Origin of the sequence: Pontibacter anaerobius, from assembly GCF_026241195.1 — a bacterium.
GTDB lineage: Bacteria > Bacteroidota > Bacteroidia > Cytophagales > Hymenobacteraceae > Pontibacter > Pontibacter anaerobius.
The window spans coordinates 279,264-302,469 of the sequence record NZ_JAPFQO010000001.1; the positions used below are offsets into that span (position 1 = coordinate 279,264).

Genomic DNA, 23,206 nt, shown 5'->3' on the forward strand with positions numbered 1-23,206 from the left:
GGCAGCCAACGCAAGCTGAAAGCTTGCCGTCTTGAGAATCCACGAGTTGAAAACTCGCGGTAGGTTGTGATGTGGACAGGGATGTCCGAAACAGCTGCAGTGGAGCCTGTGCAGCTACTGCACGATCATACAAATCATTAAAATCCCCATTAATCACCGGTTGGATTTATTTTGCCTTACTTTTGTTCTGCAAAGTATAAACAGCGGCACCAAGTATAAATTGAGCAAAGAGAAGTATACATACCTTATAAAGCAGAAGGCGCAGGAGCTGGGCTTCATGTTCTGCGGCATCTCCAAGGCGGATTTTCTGGAGGAGGAGGCGCCGCGGCTGGAGAACTGGCTGAACCAGCACATGCATGGGCAGATGCATTACATGGAGAACCACTTCGACAAGCGCCTGGACCCGCGTTTGCTGGTGGATGGGGCCAAGTCGGTCGTGTCGCTGCTGCTCAATTATTACCCCGCCAAAGAAGACCAGCAGCAAGAGGAGGAGGATACCTACAAGATATCGAAGTACGCCTATGGCACCGATTACCACTTCGTGATCAAGGACAAGCTCAAGACCTTGCTGGCTTACATCAATGAGGAGATAGGGGAGGTGGGCGGCCGCTGCTTCGTAGACTCTGCCCCGGTGCTGGATAAGGCCTGGGCGAAAAAAAGCGGTTTGGGCTGGGTAGGCAAGAACTCCAACCTCATCACGCCACAGGTGGGTAGCTTTTACTTTATCGCCGAGCTGATCATCGATTTAGAATTAGCGTATGATGGGCCGATAAAAGATTATTGTGGCTCCTGCACCAAGTGCTTGGATGCCTGCCCGACAAATGCCATTGTGGAGCCGTACGTTGTGGACGGCAGCAAGTGTATCTCCTACTTCACGATAGAGCTGAAGGACCAGCTGCCGCAGGAGATGAACGGGAAGTTCGGGAACTGGGTGTTCGGCTGCGACATTTGCCAGGATGTGTGCCCGTGGAACCGCTTCAGCAAACCGCACAGCGAACCTGCCTTTGCGCCGCACCCGCACCTGAAGGATTTAAAAACCAGCGATTGGCGGGAGTTGACACACGAGGTCTTCGCGCAGCTGTTTAAAAAATCAGCTGTGAAGCGCACCGGCTACAACGGCCTGATGCGCAACATCCGCTTTGTGCAGGGCAACCCGGAAGAGAAATAATTTTAGACCTGGTGCTTCAGGAAAACACGGTTAAGGATGATCAGGTACATACCTGAGAACTGGTCGTAGCACCATTGCTTTAGTTGCTCAATTTCCTCCTTCACGAGTACTTTAAAAGCCTTGCGCAGCTCCTTTTCAAACAACATCTTATCGAAGCTGACCTTCACTAAGATTGTTTTAACGTATTCCAGCATTTTTGGTAAATAGTAAGCCATTTTCATAGTATGGTTATACTTACGACAGGTTAAAAAATTGGTGCCGCTGTCACGTTATATTTATATTTAACATAAATAAAAGCTTGAAAATTATTGTTAAAGTATAACGCTGCTTCGGCCTCCTCCGGCATTAGGTGTAAGAGAGAAGGCCAGGGTGTATACTTTTGCTACCAGCTGTAGCGTTAAGTAAGATGGTGTAGTGCCTAAGTCAGAAAAATGCCTTTCCGGTAAGCTCAGGCTGGTTTTGCGGCCTTGCCATCCTTTAGAATAACAACGTGCTTCCAACCGAAAAAGTATTAAATTTGTCTTTATCACCTCAGGACAATAGCCGTGATAGAGCGGCCTGAACCATGCGAGCTTTAGCCATAACCTTTATACTTTGCTTAGCGACTCTACTGCCTGTCCGGGCACAGCAGATTGCTATTGAGTTGGGTAAGAGCCCGCTGCCGCTTAACCAGTACTATACCATCTCTGTCCGGCTACAGAACCAGCAGCTGCAGGAGTATACTTCTTTCCCGGATATTGAGGGCTTCAAAAAAAGTAACAAATACTCCTCCACCAAAACGATCATCACCGGCGGTAACACCACCACTATCCTCACCATCACCCAGAACTATGCAGCCCTCAACGAAGGCATTTATACTTTAAAGCCTTTCACGATGAAGGTGAACGGGCAAACGCTGCAGTCGGAGGGGATGGCGATAAATGTGACGGAAATGCAGACCGATGTGCCGCAGGATGCCAACCTGCCCCCAGATTTGATTGTGCCGGAGGAAGAACAGGCGCAGCCGGACCAAGAGGCAGAGTTTGTGGATAGGGAAGATAACGCCTTCCTGACGCTGTACACCGATAAGGACGAGGTTTTTGTGGGGGAGGGCGTGAATGTGGCCTTATACTTTTACCTGGCCGAGCAGGACCAGCGCCTGCTGGATTTCTACGATTTCGCCAACCAGATAAATGATATTCTGAGACAGCTGAAGCAGTCGCATGTGTGGGAGGAGAGCTTCGACTTTACAGAGATAACACCCGAAAACGTGACGGTGCAGGGCGAGCCATACCTTCGCTTTAAGCTGTACGAGGCCATGTTGTACCCCATCACGGCCAAACCTTTGGTATTCCCGCAGCTACAGCTCCGGATGATAAAGTATAAAGTGGCCAAAAATCCCACACTGCTCACCGATGACCGGCAGGAAGGCTACAAAACCTTTTTCTCCAGGCCACGCGAGGTGCTGGTAAAAGAGCTGCCGCCACACCCGCTGCGCGATATGGTGCCCGTGGGTGATTACCGCCTGCAGGAGCGGCTGTCGCAGGAGGAGGTGCCCGTAAATAAGACGTTCAATTACGTGTTTCAGGTGGAGGGAACAGGAAACCTGGCAGCCATTATGCCACCATCGCCGGTGGTGCCCCCAGGCCTGGACTTTTACCCGCCCGATGTGCAGCAGGACGTTACAAGGCGTTCGGGCACGGTACTGGGCTCCAAAAGCTTCTCTTATACTGTACTTGCCCGCGAGGCAGGGGTATACGATGTGGGTCGGATGGTAAAGTGGGTTTTCTTCAATCCCACCACGGCAACGTATGATACGCTTCGCCCCACGCTGCAGGTACACGTAACCGGCGCACCCGACAGCGATGCACTGGTTATGTCGCGCGATCTGGGCTCGTTCTATAACATCATTAAAAACGAAGACAACACGCTGGTTAGTCTGCACCTGCTTAACCAGGTAAAGCGCTACACAAACATCATTCTGTTGGTGCTGCTGGCCCTGTCGGCGTTTGTCTTTTTAAAGCGATAACTATGAGCAATTCTTACGGAAAGCTTTTTCGGATAACAACCTTTGGCGAGTCGCACGGAGCGGCCGTGGGTGTGATAGTGGACGGTTGCCCGGCTGGGCTTGATATTACGTCGGAGGAGATACAGCACGCCTTGGACCGCCGCCGCCCCGGCCAGTCCGACATTACCACGCCCCGCAAGGAGGAAGACAAGGTAACCATACTTTCGGGTGTATTTGAGGGCAAAACAACCGGCACGCCCATTGCCATGGTGGTGAACAACAAAGACCAGCACAGCCACGACTACAGCCACATAGCCCAGGCTTTCCGCCCCTCCCACGCCGATTATACTTACACTGCCAAGTATGGCACCCGCGATTACCGTGGCGGAGGCCGCAGCTCTGCCCGCGAGACTGTGGCACGTGTAGCCGCCGGTGCGCTGGCTGCTAAGCTGCTGCAGCATTACGGCATAACGGTGCAAGGATACGTGTCGCAGGTTGGAAGTATAAAGCTGCGCAAGCCCTACCAGAAACTCGACTTGAGTCAGGTAGACTCGAACAAAGTACGCTGCCCGGATGGCAAAACGGCTGCCCGCATGATTGGCCTGGTAGAGCAGGCACGCGACAGCCTAGATACCATTGGCGGCGTGGTGAGCTGTGTGGTAAAGGGTGTGCCTGCCGGCCTGGGAGAGCCTGTTTTTGATAAGCTGCACGCCGAGCTGGGCAAGGCCATGCTAAGTATAAATGCGGTGAAAGGCTTTGAGTACGGCAGCGGCTTTGAAGGCGTGAAGATGCGCGGCTCCGAGCACAACGATCAGTTTTATACCGATGAAGAGGGCAACATCCGTACCCGCACCAACAACTCCGGCGGCATACAGGGCGGCATCAGCAACGGGCAGGACATCTACTTTAACGTGGCCTTTAAACCAGTGGCTACCATCCTGCAGCCGCAAACAACTATAAACGATGCCGGCGAGGAGATTACCCTTCAGGGCAAAGGCCGCCACGACCCCTGCGTGCTGCCCCGCGCCGTGCCTATCGTGGATGCCATGGCCGCGCTGGTGATTGCCGATTTCCTGCTGCGCCAGAAGGTAAACAAAGTATAAACTCAGTCTTTAGACTTATTTTCCTGATCTTTAACAAGGCCTCGCGCGCGTTTTATACTTGCACGGGAGGCCTTTTTCTTTTTGCCCCCGATCGAAATACCGAGCAGGTTAACATCGCTGGGCACCATGTAGCGGCGTTGCTGTTGGCGCATTGTCTGCTGCAAGCCATACGCTGCATTGGTTTCCGCATCCATGGCCCGCATTTTCGTTAGGTCTTTTTCCTCCAATGGCCCAAGGTCCACCTCTGGCTTCTGCACCTTGGGCAGGTTCAGGTTAGATACAGCCTCACGCAGGTCGCGCTCCGTGGCCCAGGGCATCACATCCACGGTGGGCAGCTCGGTGGGGCTCTCCAGAAGCTGTAGCATGGTGGAGTAGCTGTGGCCAACAAATGTTTCAGGGATGATAAGGTACTGCCTCTGATACCCTAATGCGCTTACCACTACACTGTCGCCGGGCAGCACCGGCAGCGAGAAGAAGCCTTTGGGGTTTGTGTAAGTGCCCCGGTTAGTATGCGGCACAAACACCGCCGCGCCGGCCATGCCCGTTGCGCTGTCGCCTGTTACCACCAATCCGGACAGCTGCACCACATGCTCCTGCGCCACCGCCTCCTCCGAGAAGGGAAAGAGAGCCAGGGTAAGTATAAAACAAAAGCATCCAAACAGGTGGGAGAGTTTACTTTTCATAGCTTAGGGTAAGTGGTTGTGCTCGGTAATCAGGAAGATGCAGCAACACTCAAATATGCTAACATCTTTATACTTCTATATGATAACGGGATTATACTTTTTTATTGCCTAAGCTGCTATGGCTGTGTTAAAAAGTATGAAGATAATTGGAGTTTAACCGAGAGCATTTGCCGGGATGTACCCCCATTGGGCCAACTCCCCGATGTGGCGGATGCGTCTGCAGCAACCATCTGCTAAAAGTATAAGGCTGCTGCTAATCCGCAGAACAGAATGGTAGTCGTGGTCGGTTATGATGAAGCCCTTGGTGCTACGGTGAACTTGCAGGAGTTCTTCGATACGCTCCACGTAAAGTGGCTCAATGCCAGAGAAAGGCTCATCCAGCAGGAGAAACTTCACGTCCAGGTGCAGCAGCAGCAGTAGTTCAAAGTAGCGCAACTCCCCCTTCGAAAGCTCATCAGCACACTTTGTAAGGTGTTGCCCTACCCGCTCATCCTGCTTCAGAGCCTCCTGTTTTTCAGCATCAGGCAAGTATAAATCCATAAGCCTCGTTAGCCGGATGTTTTAGGTAGGAAGTCGTGCTGTGGCAGGTAGGCCAGCAGGTTTCTGTGCAGGTAGGGTGTTTCGTACATCTGGCCGTTTACCCGGATGTGCTTGTTGGCAGTGGCTATGGTTCCGAAGATGATCTTGAGCAGAGTGGTTTTGCCGCAGCCGTTTCTGCCTAGTAGCCCTACAATCTCACCGGTTTTGCAGCTCAGGTAAACATCCGTCAGGAGTTGCCTGCCTGCCACACTGTACAGGATGCTGTCGGCCTCCAGTCTGTTCTCAAGCATACAGGTATACTTTTAGCGTGAACAGCAGGAGGGCCAACGCCAGGTTAAACAAGTAGGAACCAAGTATAAGCCCTGCTTTGCTGATGCCCAGGTTGTGATAAAAGTAGTATTGGTGCTGGTAGCGCTGCTCGTAAAAGTATAAAGAGAGTATAAAACTACCCGTAAGCAGGCTCAGGCTAAAGCTGTTGATAAACCCTATTGCCATTTCTTCACTGAAAGCCATACTTACCACGCCAATCAACAAAGAGAATGGAATACTAAAGCTCATCAGGCTCTTATGGTACAGGAAGTATAGCTTTAGCTTTTGCATGCTTGCCTCGGTTTTACCTGATGAAGATAACCATAATTGCCCACAAACAAAGCGGCCGCCCCTGCATAGCAAAGGCGGCCGCTTTTTTAAAGGTATACTTTGTTTTAGAAAAGCTTCAAGTGTACTACCAGGTACCAGATCAGGGCCAGGATTGGCAACAGGAACGGGATAGAGTAACGCAGCACATAGGCAAAGAACGTCGGCATTTTTATACCTGCGCTTTCCGCAATGGCCTTCACCATAAAGTTTGGTCCGTTACCGATATAAGTAAAGGCTCCGAAAAGCACGGCAGCCAGCGAGATAGCCTCCAACTGTACCAGGGTTTCCAGGCCTGCAGCAGAGGTGCCCGTGGCAAACTGCTGAACCTCCGCTACGTTGTTCTGGGCCAGGTCAAACTTAGCCATGGCCAGCGACAGGAAGTTGGCATAGGTCGGAGCGTTATCCAGGAAGCCGGAAAGCGTACCCGTTACCCAATAAAGAAAGCTTGGCGTAATATACTGCGCGAAAGAAGGAGATGACGCGATCTGTGCAGATAACTGCAGCGCTGGCATCATGGTAAAGAAGATACCGAAGAACAGGAAAACCACCTCCAGGATAGGGTGGAAGTTGAAATGGTTTCCGGCCAGTGCCGTTTTGCTGGAAAAGCGGTAGCACATGAAAGCGGCAGACAGCTGAATTATCTCGCGCAGGAAAGAGATTTTGGAGCCATCATAGTAGATGTGCGGCAATCCTTCGATCACGTTCGGGTCTAAGAACACGGCGCCGATAATGATGGACAGCCAAAACAGGTTACGCTTGCCAATAAAGTGGAACTCGGTCTTCTCTTCATTTTTGGCAACAACCTCTGGGCGTGGGGTATACTCTGTTTCCTTGTTACGGCGGTCAACCAGGAAGAAGATCAGGCACAACAGGACTATAGACAGAACCCAAGGCGTGAACAGGTGCTGCAGTGTCCAGAAGAACGGAACCCCCTTAATGAAACCAATGAACAGAGGAGGGTCTCCAAGCGGTGTAAGCAAACCACCCGCGTTACTCACAATAAAGATAAAGAAGATGATATGGTAGGGCTTGATGCGGTGCACGTTAAGCCTGATAAACGGGCGGATCAGCAGGAGGGAGGCGCCGGTTGTACCAATAATACTGGCCAAAACCGCTCCAACCGCCACCAGGGCCACATTCATTGCCGGGGTGGCGTTGGCATTCACGTTCAGGTAAATACCGCCTGCAGCTATGTATAGGGAGCTAAGCAGGGCCGCAAAGGTTATGTACTCAGCCAGCGTATGCGCGGGCATGTGATAGTCTCCGAGGGCGAACAGGTAGTAAGCAAGTACAGTTAAGCCAAGCACAACGGCTACCGTTTTGTAGTTATGCTCCCAAAAGTGGCCGAATAAAATCGGACCGGCAGCGATCATACCTATCAGAATCAGAAAAGGTATGATCAGGAAGATGGGTAAGGCGTGCTGGGCCTGTGCCAGTAGAATAAAGTTGTTTAGCATGATCTAGGTAAGTGCGTGTTAGATTTTTGGATGCAGCACAAAGATACATTTTCTGAGCTAAATAGCTAAGGATTGAGAGGGCTTGCGTGCCGATTAATGTACCTACATGCAGCAGCAGCAGCAGCTACCCATGCACTTGTCGGAAATAATGCCTAATTTTGGAAACTTTAAGTAATAGCCACAGGTTTTAACCTTAAACAGCGAAATATCATGACAGAAAATAAAGAAAAGATGGTTTCTGTATACGCAGAGGCTAACCCTAACCCGGAGTCGATGAAGTTTGTGATGAACGTGCAGATGCTGCCCGACGGACAGAGCGTGGACTATCCAAACCTTGAGAGCGCCATGGAGTCGCCGCTGGCGCAGGAACTGTTCAACTTCGACTACGTTTCACGTGTATTTATAGCAAGCAACTTTGTTACTGTAACCAAGAACACTGACCTGGAGTGGGTAAAGATTATCCCGGAGCTGCGTACCTTCCTGAAGTCCTACGTGGAGGCCGGCGGCCCGATCTTTAACGAAGGTTTCTCTGCTGCCAAGGCACAGCCTGCCGATGCCGGTAACGGCGAGACATCAGCCGAGGATGCCGAGATCTCCAAAAAAGTGATCGACCTGCTGGAGAACTACGTGCGCCCGGCGGTAGAGCAGGACGGTGGTAACATCACCTTCAAGTCTTACAATGATGGTGTGGTAACAGTGCACCTGCAGGGTTCTTGCAGCGGTTGCCCATCTGCCACCGTTACCCTTAAAGCCGGTATTGAGAACCTGCTGAAGCGCATGGTGCCTGAGGTTAAAGAAGTAGTTGCTGATGGTGTGACTATCTAATTATCAGAAGTATAAAGTATAAAAGAGCCAGCCGCGTTCAGGGGCTGGCTCTTTTGTTTGTCATCTACTGGTTTCCTCTGGCGCAAGTCTTCTAACTTGTATCTTACAATGATGTTGAGTTTGTAACTCAACTGGCTCGCAGAGCCATACTTTGGCTATACTTTTATACTTGCCGATTTATACTTCCATAGTCTTGGCTTCCTTCAGTTTGAACCTAGCTATACTTACTAGCCTCCGTTCACCCTCAGTCTTACCAATCTATTGTTCCATCTCCGGCTTTGGCTCCCTCTAGCCCGGGAGGGCTCGTCTTCCCGCATCGCGCTGTGTTCCCTCCTTGCCTTGCTCTCGCTCAGCATGCCCTAAACGGGCACCGGATCTCACAAGGCGCTCAACGGAAAGACTGGGATCAGCTCGATAGCCTCGGCTGACGGAGCTGGAACTAAGTCCCCTTCGAAGGGGGCAGGGGGATGACAATCGGCTGCTGAAAACTCCCCTCTCGGGAGGGGCGGGGGTGGGTTTCCACCTTAGAAGGGGCAGTGGATGACCTTGAATGACCAGGCCAACGCAACTTAAACTTATGAGGCAGCTGCTATAAAGTCTTCTCTTCAAGCATAAAAAAAGCCCGAAGCGTTTGCCCCGGGCTTTTCTGTGTTGTGTTGGCTAAAACTTAGCGAACCTTCTGCACCTGTGGCGCTGTTGGCTGCGTGTTTTTCTCTTTCACGGTATCCACTACAATTGGTGTAGCAATGAACAGGGAGGAATAAGTACCTGCCAGTACACCGATGATCATAGCCAGTGAAAAGCTGCGTAGTACCTCGCCACCAAAGATGAACAGGATCACTACCACCAGGAACAGCGTCAGGGAAGTGATAATGGTACGGCTAAACGTGCTGATCAGGGCTGGGTTTACCACCTCTCTGATGCCTGAGCGCGGGTTGTCGTTCAGGTACTCACGCACACGGTCAAAGATTACCACGGTATCGTTAATAGAGAAACCGATGATAGTCAGTACCGCCGCGATAAACACCTGGTCCATTTCATAAGAAATACCGAACAGGTTCAGGATAGAGAAGATCGCGATAATCATCAGGGCATCGTGGAGCAAAGCTACCACTCCACCCAGTGAGAACTGCCACTTGCTGAAGCGTACCATCACATACAGGAAGATACCAACCAGCGCCAGTAGTATGGCAATAAGCGCGGTGTTCTGGATATCGTCGGCCATGGTAGCACCTACTTTAGAGGAGCTCAGTACCTCCGGGTTCAGGTTGCTGTACTGCTGCAGTCCCTGTCCCAGTGCTGTTCTTACCTGCTCATCCGCTTCAGTGCTTTCGTCATCTGCCATCCAGCTTGTAATAACCTTCAAACGGTTAGAGGCCCCGAAAGTCTTCACTTCTGTACCGGCCTGCTGGAAATCGTCCATCAGGTTAGACCGTACCTCAGAGGCAGGTATAGCCTGGTCAAACTCGATTACATAAGAGCGACCTCCTGTAAAGTCAACACCTAGGTTTGGCCCTTTGATAGCCATCGCTATAAAACCGAACACAAGTATGATCAGGGAGAATGCGTAAGCAGGCTTTCTATACTTCATTACATCAAACTTCACGTTGCGGAACATTTTATCAGCAAGTGAAGATGAGAACGAAAGCTTACCGGCTCTCTTGAAAGTGCTTTCTACCAACAGTCTTGAGATAAATACGGAGGTGAAGAAAGACGTTACGATACCGATCATCAGCGTAATGGCGAAGCCTTTTACCGGGCCGGAACCGAAGAAGTACAGGATAAAGCCTACGATGAAGGTCGTAACGTTTGCGTCGAAAATGGTGCTGAACGCCTTGTCGTAACCTGCGTTGATCACCTCACGCATGCTCAGGCCTTTGGCGGCCTCCTCGCGCATACGCTCAAAGATCAGTACGTTCGCATCCACGGCCATACCCAGTGTCAGTACAATACCGGCGATGCCAGGCAGTGTAAGCGCGGCACCGAACTGGGCCAGCACACCAAGTATAAAGAACACGTTGAAAAGCAGGGCAAGGTCAGCAATGAAACCACCGCGCGCATAGTAAGCGATCATGAAGATCACCACGATCACCAGACCAGCAATAGTTGACAGTAAGCCTTGGTTGATAGCCTCCTGACCCAGTGACGGACCTACGATGGCTTCTTCCACGATACGTGTTGGAGCCGGCATTTTACCGGCTTTCAGGATGTTGGCAAGGTCTTGCGCCTCTTCTACGGTGAAGTTACCGGAGATAGAAGAGTTGCCGCCTGTAATCTCGCCCTGCACCACTGGGGCAGAGTATACATAGTTGTCCAGTACGATAGCAACCTGGCGGCCAATGTTGTCGCCTGTCAGGCGGGCCCACTTTCTGGCGCCGGTCGGGTTCATGGTCATGCTGATCTCAGGACGGCCAGCCTGGTCAAAGTCCTGGCGGGCATCGTTGATCACGTCGCCGCTCAGAGGGGCTTTGCCCTCACGGCCTTTCTTAATAGCATAAAGCTCCACAAACTCCTGTCCCTGGTCACCTGCAAGTGGCTTCACGCTCCAAAGGAACTTCATGTTTGGAGGCAGGATAGAACGAACCTCAGCGCTGCTGAACAGCTCGTTGATGCGGGCTGTATCGCGCACGTTAGCGCCCAGGCCACCTGGCATTTGTGTTAACAGGCTAGCCAGTACACTTGTCTGTGCATTGTTAGTCATAGAATCTACCAGCGATGCGGCAGTATCCGGAGTTTGTGCTGCAGCAACAGCCGCAGAGTCTGCAAGGGTTGAGTCGGTGCCGGCAGCCTGTGCCAGTACGTCTTCAGTGGCATCTTCAGCAACAGGTGCTTTGGCAGTAGGTGTGGATGTATTGATGTTCAGCTTGCCGAGGCGCTGCTGCTCATCAAGGTGCTGCCCTACCTGCATCAGGTATGGGTTAAACTCCTGCGGCGACCATACTTCCCAGAACTCCAGGTTGGCCATGCCTTGCAACAGTTTACGCACACGGTCAGGGTTGTCAACACCCGGAAGCTCTATCTGGATACGGCCAGTACCTTTCAGGCGCTGAATGTTTGGTTGTGTTACACCGAAACGGTCGATACGGGTACGGAGGATGTTGAAAGAACGCTCGATGGCGTCATCTACTTCTTTCTGGATCACCTCTACCACTTCCTCGTTGGTAGACTCAAAGCTGATCTTGCCACGGTTGGCGGTGTTAGAGAAGATACGGCTCAGGCGGCCATCCGGCTCCACCTCGCGGTAAGCTTCTGCAAAAAGCGTTGTGAAGCGCTCCTGGCTATTGCGCTGCAGTTGCTGCGCACGCTCCAGTGCCTTCAGGAAGTTAGGGTCTTTACTGTTGCCAGACATAGACTTGATGATCTCTACAGGCGATACCTCCAGTACCACGTGCATACCACCTCTTAGGTCTAGGCCGAGGCCAAGCTCGTTTTCCTTCACCTCCTGGTAGGTCATGCCCATAAACACGGGCTCTTTCCACATGGAGTCGAGGTAGGTTTGTTTTTTTGCAAGGTCTACGTTGCCTTGTGCATCCGTGGCATAAGCTTCCGCTTTATCCTGCACACTGTTGGCAACGAATGAGAACGACAGATAGTAAAGGCATAGCGCCGATACGATCAACGTCAGAACGATAATTAACGATTTGTTCCGCATTGTTTAAGTAAAGTATGAATTGATTTAATTGTTGGGTGCAAAGTGTGTATTTCTCTCCGGGTGCCTTACAAAATAACTGTAATGCAACTACGTGCGTTCCGTTAACTGCCGTTTATAGCAGTGAAGCGGGTGAAAAAGCCGGAAAAAGGGTGATAACAGGAGAGGTACAGCCTACGGGGCGTTGGGCTGAAGGGTAGTTGGTAAGATACGGGCAGCAAAACCAGCGCCTGGCGGCACAGCCGTGTAGGCGGCAGGCAAAAGTGCACTGGCCGGAAAAGCAAAAGCAGGTTGTTGTGGCAGTGGCTCCATGGCCTGCTGCAGGTTAAGGGCCACAAACGAGGTAGTGCCCACCAACGAAACTTTCTGCTTTACAAGCGTTTTGTTTTCTGCATCTGGTGCAGAGGTTAGCTCAGTGCTTGTTTGCTGTGCTGCGCCATTGGCCGAAGTATACGCCACCACCTCCTGGCCGTTGAGCATGAGCGCCCACAGCAGGGTTACAGACATCAGCAGATGCCTTACGTGGCTGGATATGTTCTTGGCTTTTGGCATGTGTAACCGCAAATATGAAATCTTTTCTGTTAAAAAAGAAAATTTTAACGGTTTACATCAATAAATCGCTTCACATCCTGCTTTTTACCGATAAGCAGCAGGATATCTGACGGGTAAATAATGGTATCGGCCTTTGGTACGCCGATGATGTGCTCTACCTGGGTTGGCTTGCCGTCCTGAATCTCCTCGAAAAAGCGCTTGATCGTGATGAGGTTGAGGTTATACTTCTCGCGGAGGGATATTTTGGCCACGCTGCGGTTGGCAATGTTACGCGGTGCGTTAATCTCCACGATCTCGTAGTTGTCTGGCAGCGGGAGGAAAGTACGGATACTTGGCTGCAGCAGGCGCTCTGCCACGGTTTTACCAACCTCACCCTCCGGCGACAGAATCTCCTGCACGCCCATTTTCTCCAGGATGCGGCGCTGCTGCTTGTTGGAGGCGCGGGTAATCACGCGCTTCACGTTCAGCTCCTGCAGGTTGGCGGTGGTGATGAGCAGGGCCTCAAAGTCCTCACCGATGGCTACTACCACGGCGTCCATGTCCCCGATGCTCTGGGCCTCCAGGGCGCGGATGTCAGTGGCGTCCAGGGCTACGGCATAGGCCACCTGGTCTTTTATAGACTCCACATGGTCCTCGTCGTTGTCGATAGCTATAACTTCGGCGCCGCGCTCTGCCAGGGTGGTGGCAATGGAGTGGCCGAAAATACCCAGGCCGATTACCGCAAATTTGCTCCTCATGCTTTTATTTTAGCGTTTAGGTATGTGGTGAGCACCTCCAGCCCGCGCTCAAAGTTGGCGTTGTTCGGGATGATGATGTCCGCGTCGTTCTTGTATGGTTTGATATACTTCTCGTACGTAGGTGCCACGTGGTTGGTGTAGCGGTACAGCACATCGTCCAGGTCGTAGCCGCGCTCAACTTTGTCGCGCACGATGCGGCGCTGCAGTTTGATGTACTCTTTGGCGTCGATGTATACTTTCAGGTCCAGCAGGTTGGCGATCTCCTCGAAATAAAACACGAAAATACCCTCTACCACTACAATAGGCGCAGGCCGGAACTCCAGCTGGCGTGGCACCACATCGGGGTTGTTAAAAGTATACTCCTGGCGGTAAACGGTTTCGCCTTTGCTCACTTTCAGGATATCGTGGGCGTAGGCCTCGTCGTCGATGCACGAAGGCAGGTCAAAATTGATGACCCCGTTCAGGTCGGCAGTCTGGTGCTCGCGCGGCTTGTAGTAGTTATCCTGGGAGATCAGGCAAACGTTTTCAGGATCAAACGAAGTAAGCAGCTTGTTCAAAAAAGTGGTTTTTCCTGAAGCACTACCTCCTGTAATCCCGACGATGAATGGCTTTTGCATAGGAAGCTTTAGTTTCAGACCACAAAATTAAGACTTTAGCCGCTATTTGGCTAATTCAGCACGCTATTTTTATACTTCCAAGCTTTTCAGGAAACGCACCAGCTCCTCTGTGGCGCGACCGCGGTGGCTGATGGCGTTCTTCTCCCCCGCGCTCATCTGGGCAAAGGTGCGGTCGTGGCCGTCGGGTATAAATACCGGGTCGTAGCCGAAGCCTTTGTCGCCCTGCCACTCGGTGGCTATACTTCCTGTTACGATGCCCTCGAACTGGTGCTGCTGCCCGTCCAGGATCAGGGTTATACTTGTGCGGAAGCGTGCACGGCGGTTTTGCTGCCCCTGCAGGCTCTCCAGTAGCTTGTTGATGTTATCGGCATCTGAGCGCTGCGGGCCAGCGTAACGGGCAGAGTACACGCCCGGCTCCCCGTTCAGCGCCTCCACCTCCAGGCCGGTGTCGTCGGCAAAGCAGCTCACGCTATAGTTGTCCCATACATACTCTGCCTTCTGCCGCGAGTTGCCTTCCAGCGTGTCCTGCTCCTCGGGCAGCTCCTCGTTGCAGCCAATGTCCTGCAGGCTCAGCAGTTCATACTTGCCTTCCAGCATCTGGCTCACTTCGGCCAGTTTATGTCGGTTATTGGTTGCGAAGCAGAGTTTTTTCATCAGGATTTTCAGGATTTATAGATGGACAGGATCTTTATACACTCAAGATGTAAGGTATAGGTCTACAGCAGATACGCCGCTACCTCATCTTCCTGCAGCACTACCTGCACGCGCTCGCGCAGCGTGGTGGCCAGCGAGTAGCCGGTATAGGTTGAGGAGATAGGGTAGAGTGGGTGGTGGCGGTCTACGAGCGTGGCCACTTCCACCTTCTTCGGGTTCTGCGGCAGAAAAGCGTTTAACGTATAGGCAAGCGTTTTGCCGGTGTTTAGCACGTCATCCACCAGTACCACCACTTTATCTGCCAGGCTTATGTTTTCCGGCTGCAGCTGCACTGGCTCTTGCAGGGGCATGTCTTTGTTAAGTGTTACCTGCAGCAAAGACACTTTGATAGGCGATATTTGCTGTAGCTGCTCTGCCAGGCGCTCGGCCAACGTATGGCCGCTTGGATAGATGCCGGCCAGCACCAGCTCCTGCTCCTCAAAATTGCGCTCGTAGATCTCATAGGCAATGCGCTTTACCTTCTGCTCTATCTGTGTGCGGTCCAGTATCAGGTTCTGCTGTTTATGTTGTGGTGTCATGGGCTGTAACTCAGGCTTTGGTGGCGCGGCAGACAGGGCCGCTTAGGCAAATTTAAAAAGATAATCGCATTGGCCGCAGCTTTTGCCGAAAGACTAAAATAATTTGGTGCATAGCGTTTTACTTTCAAAAAAACTTGTTAAATTTGCAGTCCGATTCAGAAATTAAGGTTATTTAACGTTTACGATAATGAAAAAAGGCATTCACCCAGAGTACAGACAGGTGGTTTTCCAGGATATGACAAGTGATTTCAAATTCATCACTCGTTCTACTATGACTTCTGACGAGACTATCACTTGGGAAGATGGTAAAGAGTATCCGGTAATCAAAGTGGAAGTTTCTTCTGCTTCTCACCCGTTCTACACTGGTAAAAACATCTTCGTGGATACTGCTGGACGTGTGGAGAAATTCAACACGCGTTACAAGAAAAAATAAGCGGTTTATTCCGGTTAAAACGTTTCTAACGAAAAGTCTTCCTGATTCATTTTGGGGAGACTTTTTTAGTTTTGTGCTATGGAAATCATACTTTTCGACGAACCCGCCATCCGGCAGGACCTGCTGCCGCTGAGCTTTACCAGGCCCGTGGCCGACATGCGTGTAGGTATACTTACGATTGCCGAGAAATGGGCAAAGCACCTGGATAAGCCGGTGGCTTACCTCACGCAGCCATACCTGCCGCCAAAGTATAAATCCGGCAAGGGCACCCAAAGCCTGTACATCAACGGCGCCGTGATTCCGGATGCGGATCTGGCGGCAGCCGTGCAGGAGCTTAAACCTGGCGAGGCGCTTTACCAAAATGGGTTGCTGCTGGCCTTGCACAGCGATAACGCAACCTTTGAAACACCGGACGAGCTGGCAGCTTATACTTCTTCTAACCAGAAAGAGTATAGCGCCGACTGTACCGTGATCCGCGATGTGTGGGATATCTTCCTGCAGAACGGGGAACAGATCCGCAGCGATTATACCCTGGTAACCGCAGGCCGCCAGAGCCAGCCCATCAGCGACAAGTATACCATGGTGTATAACGAGGAGAACATCTTTATAGAGGAAGGGGTGAAGATCCGCGCGGCCATTCTTAACGCCGAGAACGGCCCGATTTACCTGGGCAAAAACTCGCAGGTGCACGAAGGGGCGGTGATTAAGGGGCCTTTTGCGCTGGGCGAGGAGAGTAACGTGAACGTGGGCGGCAAAATGCGCGGCGACGTGAGCATCGGCCCGTTTTGCAAAGTGGGCGGCGAGGTGGCTGCTTCTGTTATCTTCGGCTATTCCAATAAAGGTCATGAGGGCTACCTGGGCAACTCGGTGCTGGGCGAATGGATCAATATCGGGGCCGATACCAACACCTCCAACCTGAAGAACAACTACGCCGAGGTAAAGATCTGGAACTACACCAAAAACGGCTTTAAAAATACAGGGCAGCAGTTCTGCGGTCTCATTATGGGCGACCACAGCAAGTGCGGCATCAACACCATGTTTAACACCGGCACGGTGGTGGGCGTGAGTGCCAACATCTTCGGCCCGGGCTTCCCGCGTAACTTCATCCCTTCGTTCAGTTGGGGCGGGGCGGCAGGTTTCGAGACGTTCCAGATGCGCAAGGTGGTGGAGGTGGCCGAGAAAGTAATGGCCCGCCGCAACCAGCAGCTGAGCCAGGAGGACCGCGGCATGCTCAACCATATCTTTGAGCAGACCCAGCAATACCGCGTCTGGGATAAAAAGGCTTAATTCCTTTACTAAAGTATAAAAAAGGGACAAAAGACCAGTGAGTTGCGCTGCAATTGCTGTCTTTTGTCCCTTTGTTTTATCTTTGTGATAACTCATAACTCTCAACTCATAATTCTTAACTCTTAAAGTGCAGTTCTCACAGATCATAGGTCATCAGGAAGCGAAGCAATTGTTGCTGAAATCGGTGCAGCAGAACCATGTGGCGCATGCGCAGCTGTTTCTGGGGCAGGAGGGAAGCGCGAACCTGGCCCTGGCCCTGGCTTATGCTACCTACATCAACTGTGAGGATAAACAGCCCGATGATTCATGTGGAACATGCGGCAGCTGCGTGAAAATGAACAAGCTGGTACACCCGGACTTCAACTTCGTGATGCCCGTGACAGCCACCAAGCAGGTGAGCAAGGATGCGCTGAGCTGCAAGTTCATGAACGAGTGGCGCGAGTTTATACTTGCCAGCCCCTACCAGGGCCTGAACGAGTGGATGCAGCACATCGGGGCGGAGAATAAACAAGGCATTATCTCTAAGGACGAGAGCCGCCAGCTGGTGAAGCTGGTGTCGCTGAAAGCGTTTGAGGGCAATTACAAGATTGTGGTGATCTGGCTGCCGGAGCTGATGCACCCCTCTGCGGCCAACGCCCTGCTGAAGCTACTGGAGGAGCCACCGGCGCAGACGCTGTTTTTGCTGGTGGCGCAGTCTGCGGAGAAGCTGCTGGCCACCATTACCTCGCGCACGCAGATCCTGCAGGTGCGCAACTTTACCGAGCAGGAGGTGATGCAGTACGTGCAGCAAAAGTATAACCTGGATAATGACCGCGCCGCGCAGGTGGCGCAGCTGGCCGAGGGCAACCTGAACGCGGCCGCCAAACTCACCAGCGAGATCAGCAGCGACTATTTCACCTTCTTTACGGCTTGGATGCGCCACTGCTACAGCTATAAGTTCAATAACCTGGTGGAGATGAGCGAGGAGTTCCAGAAGCTGGGCCGCGAGAACCAGAAGAACTTCCTGCTGTATGCGCTTAACCTTTTCCGGAAGGTGATGCTCTACGGCGTGGATGCCTCGCTGATCGCGTTCCTGCCGCCCGCCGAGCTGGACTTCGTGCAGAAGTTCTCGAAGGTGATAACAGGAAACAACGCCGGAGAGCTGGCCGAGGAGCTGAACCAGGCGCACTACCATATCGAGCGCAACGCCAACCCGAAGATGGTGTTCGTGGATAGTTCCCTGCAGATTGCCGGCTACCTGCGCAAAGGGTAAGTTTGGTTATTAGTTTTTGGGGCTAACAATTCCCCTCCTGGGAGGGACAGGGGTGGGTTTACAGGCACAGATGAAGTATAAAATTTACCTGTCATTCTGTTAAGAAACTTGTTGGAAGGGAGGTTAAACAGTTGCTGTTAGCCACCAAGATCCTTTCAGGATGACAAAATTGTAAATAGAGGGTGTGGGTATTGAGGCCTGAAGTTTATAACTGTTATCACCCTTATTCAGAGGAAAGTATAAATTGAGGCGTTGCAGAAGTATAAACTATAATGCGACCTCACAGAAAGTATAACATGGCAGAAAACATCAAAGATAGAACCATACGCATTGGTACGCGCGGCAGCAAGCTGGCCCTGTGGCAGGCTGAGCACACCGCCGAAAAACTGCAGGCCGCCGGCTTTAAAACGGAGTTGGTGATCATCAGCACCAAAGGCGACCAGGTGCTGGATAAATCTCTAGACAAGATCGGCTCGAAAGGCGTGTTTACCGAGGAGCTGGAAGTGGCGCTGCGCGAGGGCCAGGTGGAAATTGCCGTGCATAGCGCGAAGGATGTGCAGTCTAGTATCCCGGCGGATCTGGAACTGGTGGCGTTTATGGAGCGCGAGCAGGTAAACGATGTAATTCTTTCATTTGACCCGAATTTTAGGCTGGAGCGCGAGAGCAACGCCGTGATTGGGACTTCCTCTACCCGCCGCAGAGCACTGCTAAAAAAGTATTACCCGAACATCTCTACCGCAGAATCGAGAGGCAACCTGCAGACGCGCCTGCGCAAGCTGGAGGAGAAGCAGTTCGATGCGCTGATGCTGGCCTATGCCGGCGTGGTGCGCATGGGCTACGATAACCTGATCGTGCACACGTTTCCGGAGGATGAGTTTGTGCCAGCCGCAGGGCAGGGCAGCGTGGCCATTGAGTGCGCTAAAAACCTGGAGCCGGAGCTGAAGAAAGGGCTGAAGCAGGCGCTGAATCATACCCAGACGCATGTGTGTCTGCTGGCGGAGCGGGCGTTCCTGCGCACCATGGAGGGCGGCTGCAGCATCCCATCCTTCGCGCTGGCAAGGCTAACGGACGAAGGCGTAAGTATAACCGGCGGCATCGTGAGCCTGGATGGGCAGACCCTGTTGCAGGAGACACTGGAGGGGCCAACCTTTACCGCCGAGGAACTCGGTGAGGAACTGGCTAACATTATCCTGAACCAGGGCGGTGCCGAAATCCTGAAAAGCATAAGAGCGGAGAGGGAAGAGTAACTCAATTGCTTTCAAACTAGCTTATACCTGTCGCAAGTTTAGCGCAGCGTAACTTGTGGCTAAGTGTGGCAGCAGTTTTCAACTGCTTTGCTTTGAAAAAGCAAGTCTTACAGCGGCTGTAGCCATACTATATATTCTAATAAAGTATAAGCTCATATAAAGTATAGCCATAAGTTACATTGCGCTAAACTTGCGGCATACAAAACAACAAGGGCCGCCTGCTTCGTGCAAGTGGCCCTTGTTTTATACTTTAAAGTATACTTTATACTTTGGCAGCCTCTGCCTTCACAGCCTCTTTGCTGAGTGTCTTGCTACTGGTAGAGCGGGCGTAAGCCAGGAAGTCCTGCATCTCGCGCTTCACAATCGGAGACAGCAAGTATAAGCCGACCATGTTCGGAATGCTCATGGCAAACAGCATGGCATCGGAGAAGGCCACTACGCTACCCAGTTGCATCGGGGCGCCCAGCACTACAAAGGCACAGAAAAGCAGTTTAAAGCTGATGTCAGCTGTCTTGTTATGGCCAAACAGGTAGGTCCAGGACTTCAGGCCGTAGTACGACCAGGTGATCATGGTAGAGAAGGCGAAAAGGATTACCGCAGCGGCCAGGATGATCGGGAACCAGTCGATAACAGTGGCAAAGGCCGTGGAGGTAAGCGCAATGCCGTCACCGGCAGCGTCCATCTCGTAGGCGCCTGTTACCACAATTACCAGCGCCGTCATGGTGCAAACCACCACCGTGTCAATAAACGGCTCCAGGGAAGCTACGAACCCCTCTGTTACCGGTACGTTTGTCTTCACGGCAGAGTGCGCAATGGAGGCAGAGCCGATACCCGCCTCATTCGAGAACATACCGCGGCGCAAACCCTGAATCATTACGCCAACCAAGCCGCCAGCTACAGCCGAGGCAGAGAAGGCTCCTTCAAAAATAGCCACAAAAGCACCCGGTATCTGTGTGAAGTTGGAGATAAGCACAATGATGGCTGCCACAATGTAGACAGCACACATCAGCGGCACCACTTTCTCGGTTACACGGGCAATGCTTTTCATGCCGCCAAGTATAACAAGGCCCACCAGCACAGCCATCACCAGGCCAAAGATCCAGGCGTTGCCGCCCCCGAACCAGGAGCCGGCCTCGCCGCCAGTCACGGCGATAAACTGCTGCGTAGCCTGGTTAATCTGGAACATGTTGCCGGCCCCTATGGCTCCGCCAATACACATAATGGCAAAGAAAGCTGCCAGAAACTTGCCTGCACCGGCCATGCCGCGCTCTTTCAAACCCTTTTTCAGGTAGTGCATCGGGCCACCGGACACCGTGCCGTCTTCGTGGTAGTCTCTGTACTTCACACCCAGGGTGCACGACACGAACTTAGACGACATGCCCAGCAAACCCGCCAGGATCATCCAGAACGTGGCACCAGGGCCCCCTAGAGAGATCGCAATGGCCACCCCGGCAATGTTGCCAAGGCCCACGGTACCGGATACGGCGGCTGTCAGGGCCTGGAAGTGTGACACTTCGCCAGGGGCACCCTCCTGGTTATACTTGCCGCGCACAATATCCAGCGCATGTTTAAAGCCTCTGATGTTGATGAAGCCAAGGTATACGGTGAAAAACGCAGCACCCGCCAGCAGCCACACTAGGATAAGCGGAATGCCGTAGCCGGCTACCTGAAGCTCGTAAAAGATAATGTCGGAAATAAACTGTGCCGCAGGACCGATGGCAGCGTCTATTTTCTCGTCAACAGTGAGGGGTTCAGACTGGGCAAAAAGCGTGCTGCAGGCCCCCAGACTGAGCGCTGCAGATAGTAAGATTCGTTTCATCTATATAGGTTAGTTGATTAGTCACTTTCCTTAAATTTAACTTTTTCTGCTGCCAATGTAAAATTTTAGGCCAGATTGCCTCTGTCAGTTCATTAAAAAATCAATATTGTTCAATGTAAAGACCAAGGCGGCTCCAGGTGTACCTTGTTATACTTTGCATACTCCGGAAATGGCGACAGAAAAAGCCAAGAAAGTATAAATAAGTGCTAAAAAGGCTTAATTTTGGAATCCTGCTACTTGTAGCCAGGCACTTTTTAAACTGAAATTGACCAAGACAAAAGCATGAAATTACGGACACAGATAGCTGGCGCTCTGCTGCTGGCACTGGTGCTGCCGCTGGCGGTGCTGGCCCAGAAACCGAAAGGCAAAGACCAACTCATCACCATCTCCACCCCGCAGGGTGATATCAAACTGATTCTGTTTGACGATACGCCGCAGCACAAAGCCAACTTCCTGAAGCTGACGAAAGAGGGCTTTTACGACGGTACCACTTTCCACCGCGTGATTGATGGCTTTATGATACAGGGCGGAGATCCTAACACCAAAGATGATAACCCGCACAACGACGGTGCCGGCAGCCCCGGCTACACAGTTCCGGCCGAGATTACGCCAGCCCACAAACATGTGCGCGGCGCTTTGGCAGCCGCCCGGCAGGACGACCGTGTTAACCCATCGCGCGCAAGCAGCGGCTCCCAGTTCTACATCGTGGAGAACCACGACGGCACCCCGATGCTGGACCAGGTATACACCGTGTTCGGGCAGGTAGTAGATGGCCTGGATGTGATTGATAAGATTGCCGAGCAGCCAACCAACGGCCGCGACCGCCCACTTTCCGACATCAAGATGAAGGTGAGCGTGGAGGACGTGAAGAAGAAAAAGATCGCCAAGAAGTACGATTACAACTACAATACTCAGGCACTGGAGAAATAACAACCCATGAAACGAATTCTGATTACCGGCTCTAACGGGCTACTGGGCCAAAAGCTGGCCGAATTACTGCTGCCGAAGCAGGATCTTGAACTACTTGCCACCAGCCGTGGCGAAAACAAACTGGCCGAGCTTTACCCTACGCTGCCGTTCCGAAGTATGGATGTAACCAACCCGCAGCAGGTGGATCTAGTGGTGAGCGAATTCCGCCCTACCCACATCATTCATACCGCCGCCATGACCAACGTGGACCAGTGCGAGAACGACAAAGACGGGGCCCTGCTGCAGAACCGCGATGCCGTGCAGTACCTGGTTAATGCCTGCGAGAAGTATAACGTGCACCTTATCCACGTCAGCACAGACTTCATTTTTGATGGCGAGGCCGGCCCTTATGACGAAACGGCAGAGGCAAGCCCGGTAAACTTCTATGGCGAAACCAAGCTGATGGCAGAGGAGATCGTGAAGAAGGCGAAATGCAAGTGGGCCATACTTCGGACGGTACTGGTTTACGGCGTGGTAAACGACCAGGGACGCACCAACATCGTGCTGTGGGTGCGCGATAGCCTGCAGGCGGGAAAAGTGATTAAAGTGGTTACCGACCAGTTCCGTACGCCAACACTGGCCGAAGACCTGGCCATGGGCTGCTGGCTGGCTGCCGAGCACGATGCGGAAGGCATTTACCACATCTCAGGCAGCGAAATGCTGACGCCCTACGACATGGCCATGCAGGTAGCCGACTACTTCGCCCTGGACAAATCCCTGATCGATAAGGCCGATGCCAATACTTTCTCACAAACAGCTAAACGCCCTGCCCGCACCGGTTTCATCATCCGTAAGGCCGAAGAGGAACTGGGTTACCGTCCGCATACTTTTGCAGAAGGAATCAGGATGGTGGCAGAGCAGGCGGCAAGGTTGAGCTAGATATGTGGCCGTAACATTAAAAATATCTGTTTTTTAATGCAGCTCTCCGAACCATTACCTATATTGTAACCTTAAATTTCAGCGAATTACCGCAAAACACCATTACCGAGAAACTAACAACACCTAAACAA

The 23,206-nt window shown here is 52.1% G+C and carries 23 protein-coding genes; 10 read left to right on the plus strand and 13 right to left on the minus strand.

Translation table 11 applies throughout. The features are described 5' to 3' along the window. The first annotated feature begins 220 nt into the window (after positions 1-220). Complete coding sequence (gene queG / locus OO017_RS01365) at positions 221-1,168, plus strand: tRNA epoxyqueuosine(34) reductase QueG (protein ID WP_266051020.1); 948 nt, start codon at positions 221-223, stop codon at positions 1,166-1,168. A gap of 2 nt (positions 1,169-1,170) precedes the next feature. On the opposite strand, the gene OO017_RS01370 is transcribed toward queG, so the two are convergent. After that, positions 1,171-1,362 carry a hypothetical protein gene (locus OO017_RS01370; RefSeq protein WP_266051021.1) on the minus strand — a complete coding sequence of 64 codons (192 nt, stop codon included), beginning with the start codon at positions 1,360-1,362 and terminating at the stop codon, positions 1,171-1,173. A gap of 371 nt (positions 1,363-1,733) precedes the next feature. Here OO017_RS01370 and OO017_RS01375 point away from each other — a divergent pair, with 371 nt between their 5' ends. Further along, positions 1,734-3,176, plus strand: a complete 1,443-nt coding sequence (locus OO017_RS01375; protein WP_266050639.1) for a BatD family protein — start codon at positions 1,734-1,736, stop codon at positions 3,174-3,176. A gap of 2 nt (positions 3,177-3,178) precedes the next feature. After that, positions 3,179-4,258, plus strand: coding sequence for a chorismate synthase (gene aroC / locus OO017_RS01380; protein ID WP_266050640.1), 1,080 nt, complete (start codon positions 3,179-3,181; stop codon positions 4,256-4,258). 2 nt (positions 4,259-4,260) lie between these two features. On the opposite strand, the gene OO017_RS01385 is transcribed toward aroC, so the two are convergent. The 5 genes from OO017_RS01385 to OO017_RS01405 all read right to left on the minus strand — a co-directional run bounded on the left by OO017_RS01385 (position 4,261) and on the right by OO017_RS01405 (position 7,577). Beyond that, the gene (locus OO017_RS01385; protein WP_266050641.1) at positions 4,261-4,941 is read right to left on the minus strand and encodes a carboxypeptidase-like regulatory domain-containing protein; all 681 of its coding nucleotides are present in this window, start codon (positions 4,939-4,941) and stop codon (positions 4,261-4,263) included. Positions 4,942-5,094: 153 nt separating this feature from the next. After that, entirely contained in the window at positions 5,095-5,481 is a 387-nt protein-coding gene (locus tag OO017_RS01390; RefSeq protein WP_266050642.1) for an AAA family ATPase, read from the minus strand. An 8-nt stretch (positions 5,482-5,489) separates the two neighbouring features. Beyond that, on the minus strand, positions 5,490-5,771 hold the full coding sequence (locus tag OO017_RS01395) for an ATP-binding cassette domain-containing protein (RefSeq protein WP_266050643.1): 282 nt from the start codon (positions 5,769-5,771) through the stop codon (positions 5,490-5,492). After that, a complete protein-coding gene (locus tag OO017_RS01400; RefSeq protein WP_266050644.1) occupies positions 5,764-6,081 on the minus strand; it encodes a hypothetical protein in 318 nt (105 codons plus the stop codon). Before OO017_RS01400 ends, OO017_RS01395 begins: the two co-directional genes overlap by 8 nt. Positions 6,082-6,185: 104 nt before the next feature. Further along, positions 6,186-7,577 carry a sodium:proton antiporter gene (locus tag OO017_RS01405; protein ID WP_266050645.1) on the minus strand — a complete coding sequence of 464 codons (1,392 nt, stop codon included), beginning with the start codon at positions 7,575-7,577 and terminating at the stop codon, positions 6,186-6,188. A gap of 210 nt (positions 7,578-7,787) precedes the next feature. On the opposite strand from OO017_RS01405, the gene OO017_RS01410 reads away from it, so the two are divergent. Then, complete coding sequence (locus OO017_RS01410; protein ID WP_266050646.1) at positions 7,788-8,402, plus strand: NifU family protein; 615 nt, start codon at positions 7,788-7,790, stop codon at positions 8,400-8,402. Positions 8,403-9,069: 667 nt separating this feature from the next. On the opposite strand, the gene secDF is transcribed toward OO017_RS01410, so the two are convergent. The 6 genes from secDF to OO017_RS01440 all read right to left on the minus strand — a co-directional run bounded on the left by secDF (position 9,070) and on the right by OO017_RS01440 (position 15,189). Further along, complete coding sequence (secDF, locus tag OO017_RS01415; protein ID WP_266050647.1) at positions 9,070-12,054, minus strand: protein translocase subunit SecDF; 2,985 nt, start codon at positions 12,052-12,054, stop codon at positions 9,070-9,072. A gap of 171 nt (positions 12,055-12,225) precedes the next feature. Continuing rightward, complete coding sequence (locus OO017_RS01420; RefSeq protein WP_266050648.1) at positions 12,226-12,603, minus strand: RNA methyltransferase; 378 nt, start codon at positions 12,601-12,603, stop codon at positions 12,226-12,228. Positions 12,604-12,647: 44 nt separating this feature from the next. Then, positions 12,648-13,340, minus strand: coding sequence for a potassium channel family protein (locus OO017_RS01425; protein WP_266050649.1), 693 nt, complete (start codon positions 13,338-13,340; stop codon positions 12,648-12,650). Next, a complete protein-coding gene (locus tag OO017_RS01430) occupies positions 13,337-13,957 on the minus strand; it encodes a uridine kinase family protein (RefSeq protein WP_266050650.1) in 621 nt (206 codons plus the stop codon). The genes OO017_RS01425 and OO017_RS01430 overlap by 4 nt, the downstream gene beginning before the upstream one ends. A 69-nt stretch (positions 13,958-14,026) precedes the next feature. Continuing rightward, a complete protein-coding gene (locus tag OO017_RS01435) occupies positions 14,027-14,611 on the minus strand; it encodes a non-canonical purine NTP diphosphatase (RefSeq protein WP_266050651.1) in 585 nt (194 codons plus the stop codon). Between the two features lie 62 nt (positions 14,612-14,673). Next, positions 14,674-15,189, minus strand: coding sequence for a phosphoribosyltransferase family protein (locus tag OO017_RS01440; protein WP_266050652.1), 516 nt, complete (start codon positions 15,187-15,189; stop codon positions 14,674-14,676). Positions 15,190-15,376: 187 nt separating this feature from the next. Between OO017_RS01440 and OO017_RS01445 the strand changes: the two genes are divergently transcribed. From OO017_RS01445 to hemC, 4 genes are all read left to right on the plus strand, one after another. Beyond that, a complete protein-coding gene (locus OO017_RS01445; RefSeq protein ID WP_140620760.1) occupies positions 15,377-15,622 on the plus strand; it encodes a type B 50S ribosomal protein L31 in 246 nt (81 codons plus the stop codon). Between the two features lie 78 nt (positions 15,623-15,700). After that, complete coding sequence (locus tag OO017_RS01450) at positions 15,701-16,909, plus strand: GlmU family protein (RefSeq protein WP_266050653.1); 1,209 nt, start codon at positions 15,701-15,703, stop codon at positions 16,907-16,909. 127 nt (positions 16,910-17,036) lie between these two features. Next, entirely contained in the window at positions 17,037-18,161 is a 1,125-nt protein-coding gene (locus OO017_RS01455; RefSeq protein WP_266050654.1) for a DNA polymerase III subunit, read from the plus strand. A 296-nt stretch (positions 18,162-18,457) separates the two neighbouring features. Continuing rightward, positions 18,458-19,408 carry a hydroxymethylbilane synthase gene (gene hemC / locus OO017_RS01460; RefSeq protein WP_266050655.1) on the plus strand — a complete coding sequence of 317 codons (951 nt, stop codon included), beginning with the start codon at positions 18,458-18,460 and terminating at the stop codon, positions 19,406-19,408. 262 nt (positions 19,409-19,670) lie between these two features. Here the strand turns inward: hemC and OO017_RS01465 are convergent, their stop codons facing one another. Further along, positions 19,671-21,227, minus strand: coding sequence for an alanine/glycine:cation symporter family protein (locus OO017_RS01465; protein WP_266050656.1), 1,557 nt, complete (start codon positions 21,225-21,227; stop codon positions 19,671-19,673). A 282-nt stretch (positions 21,228-21,509) separates the two neighbouring features. Here OO017_RS01465 and OO017_RS01470 point away from each other — a divergent pair, with 282 nt between their 5' ends. Together OO017_RS01470 and OO017_RS01475 are read left to right on the plus strand one after the other, a co-directional pair. Next, positions 21,510-22,157, plus strand: a complete 648-nt coding sequence (locus tag OO017_RS01470) for a peptidylprolyl isomerase (RefSeq protein ID WP_266050657.1) — start codon at positions 21,510-21,512, stop codon at positions 22,155-22,157. Positions 22,158-22,163: 6 nt separating this feature from the next. Further along, the gene (locus tag OO017_RS01475) at positions 22,164-23,075 is read left to right on the plus strand and encodes an SDR family oxidoreductase (RefSeq protein WP_266050658.1); all 912 of its coding nucleotides are present in this window, start codon (positions 22,164-22,166) and stop codon (positions 23,073-23,075) included. Positions 23,076-23,206 lie beyond the last annotated feature (131 nt).

Coding starts and splice junctions, on each gene's coding strand:
- OO017_RS01370 (WP_266051021.1), bottom strand. CDS start 1,362: ATGCTGGAATACGTTAAAACAATCTTAGTGAAGGTCAGCTTCGATAAG.
- OO017_RS01375 (WP_266050639.1), top strand. CDS start 1,734: ATGCGAGCTTTAGCCATAACCTTTATACTTTGCTTAGCGACTCTACTG.
- aroC (WP_266050640.1), top strand. CDS start 3,179: ATGAGCAATTCTTACGGAAAGCTTTTTCGGATAACAACCTTTGGCGAG.
- OO017_RS01385 (WP_266050641.1), bottom strand. CDS start 4,941: ATGAAAAGTAAACTCTCCCACCTGTTTGGATGCTTTTGTTTTATACTT.
- OO017_RS01390 (WP_266050642.1), bottom strand. CDS start 5,481: ATGGATTTATACTTGCCTGATGCTGAAAAACAGGAGGCTCTGAAGCAG.
- OO017_RS01395 (WP_266050643.1), bottom strand. CDS start 5,771: ATGCTTGAGAACAGACTGGAGGCCGACAGCATCCTGTACAGTGTGGCA.
- OO017_RS01400 (WP_266050644.1), bottom strand. CDS start 6,081: ATGCAAAAGCTAAAGCTATACTTCCTGTACCATAAGAGCCTGATGAGC.
- OO017_RS01405 (WP_266050645.1), bottom strand. CDS start 7,577: ATGCTAAACAACTTTATTCTACTGGCACAGGCCCAGCACGCCTTACCC.
- OO017_RS01410 (WP_266050646.1), top strand. CDS start 7,788: ATGACAGAAAATAAAGAAAAGATGGTTTCTGTATACGCAGAGGCTAAC.
- secDF (WP_266050647.1), bottom strand. CDS start 12,054: ATGCGGAACAAATCGTTAATTATCGTTCTGACGTTGATCGTATCGGCG.
- OO017_RS01420 (WP_266050648.1), bottom strand. CDS start 12,603: ATGCCAAAAGCCAAGAACATATCCAGCCACGTAAGGCATCTGCTGATG.
- OO017_RS01425 (WP_266050649.1), bottom strand. CDS start 13,340: ATGAGGAGCAAATTTGCGGTAATCGGCCTGGGTATTTTCGGCCACTCC.
- OO017_RS01430 (WP_266050650.1), bottom strand. CDS start 13,957: ATGCAAAAGCCATTCATCGTCGGGATTACAGGAGGTAGTGCTTCAGGA.
- OO017_RS01435 (WP_266050651.1), bottom strand. CDS start 14,611: ATGAAAAAACTCTGCTTCGCAACCAATAACCGACATAAACTGGCCGAA.
- OO017_RS01440 (WP_266050652.1), bottom strand. CDS start 15,189: ATGACACCACAACATAAACAGCAGAACCTGATACTGGACCGCACACAG.
- OO017_RS01445 (WP_140620760.1), top strand. CDS start 15,377: ATGAAAAAAGGCATTCACCCAGAGTACAGACAGGTGGTTTTCCAGGAT.
- OO017_RS01450 (WP_266050653.1), top strand. CDS start 15,701: ATGGAAATCATACTTTTCGACGAACCCGCCATCCGGCAGGACCTGCTG.
- hemC (WP_266050655.1), top strand. CDS start 18,458: ATGGCAGAAAACATCAAAGATAGAACCATACGCATTGGTACGCGCGGC.
- OO017_RS01465 (WP_266050656.1), bottom strand. CDS start 21,227: ATGAAACGAATCTTACTATCTGCAGCGCTCAGTCTGGGGGCCTGCAGC.
- OO017_RS01470 (WP_266050657.1), top strand. CDS start 21,510: ATGAAATTACGGACACAGATAGCTGGCGCTCTGCTGCTGGCACTGGTG.
- OO017_RS01475 (WP_266050658.1), top strand. CDS start 22,164: ATGAAACGAATTCTGATTACCGGCTCTAACGGGCTACTGGGCCAAAAG.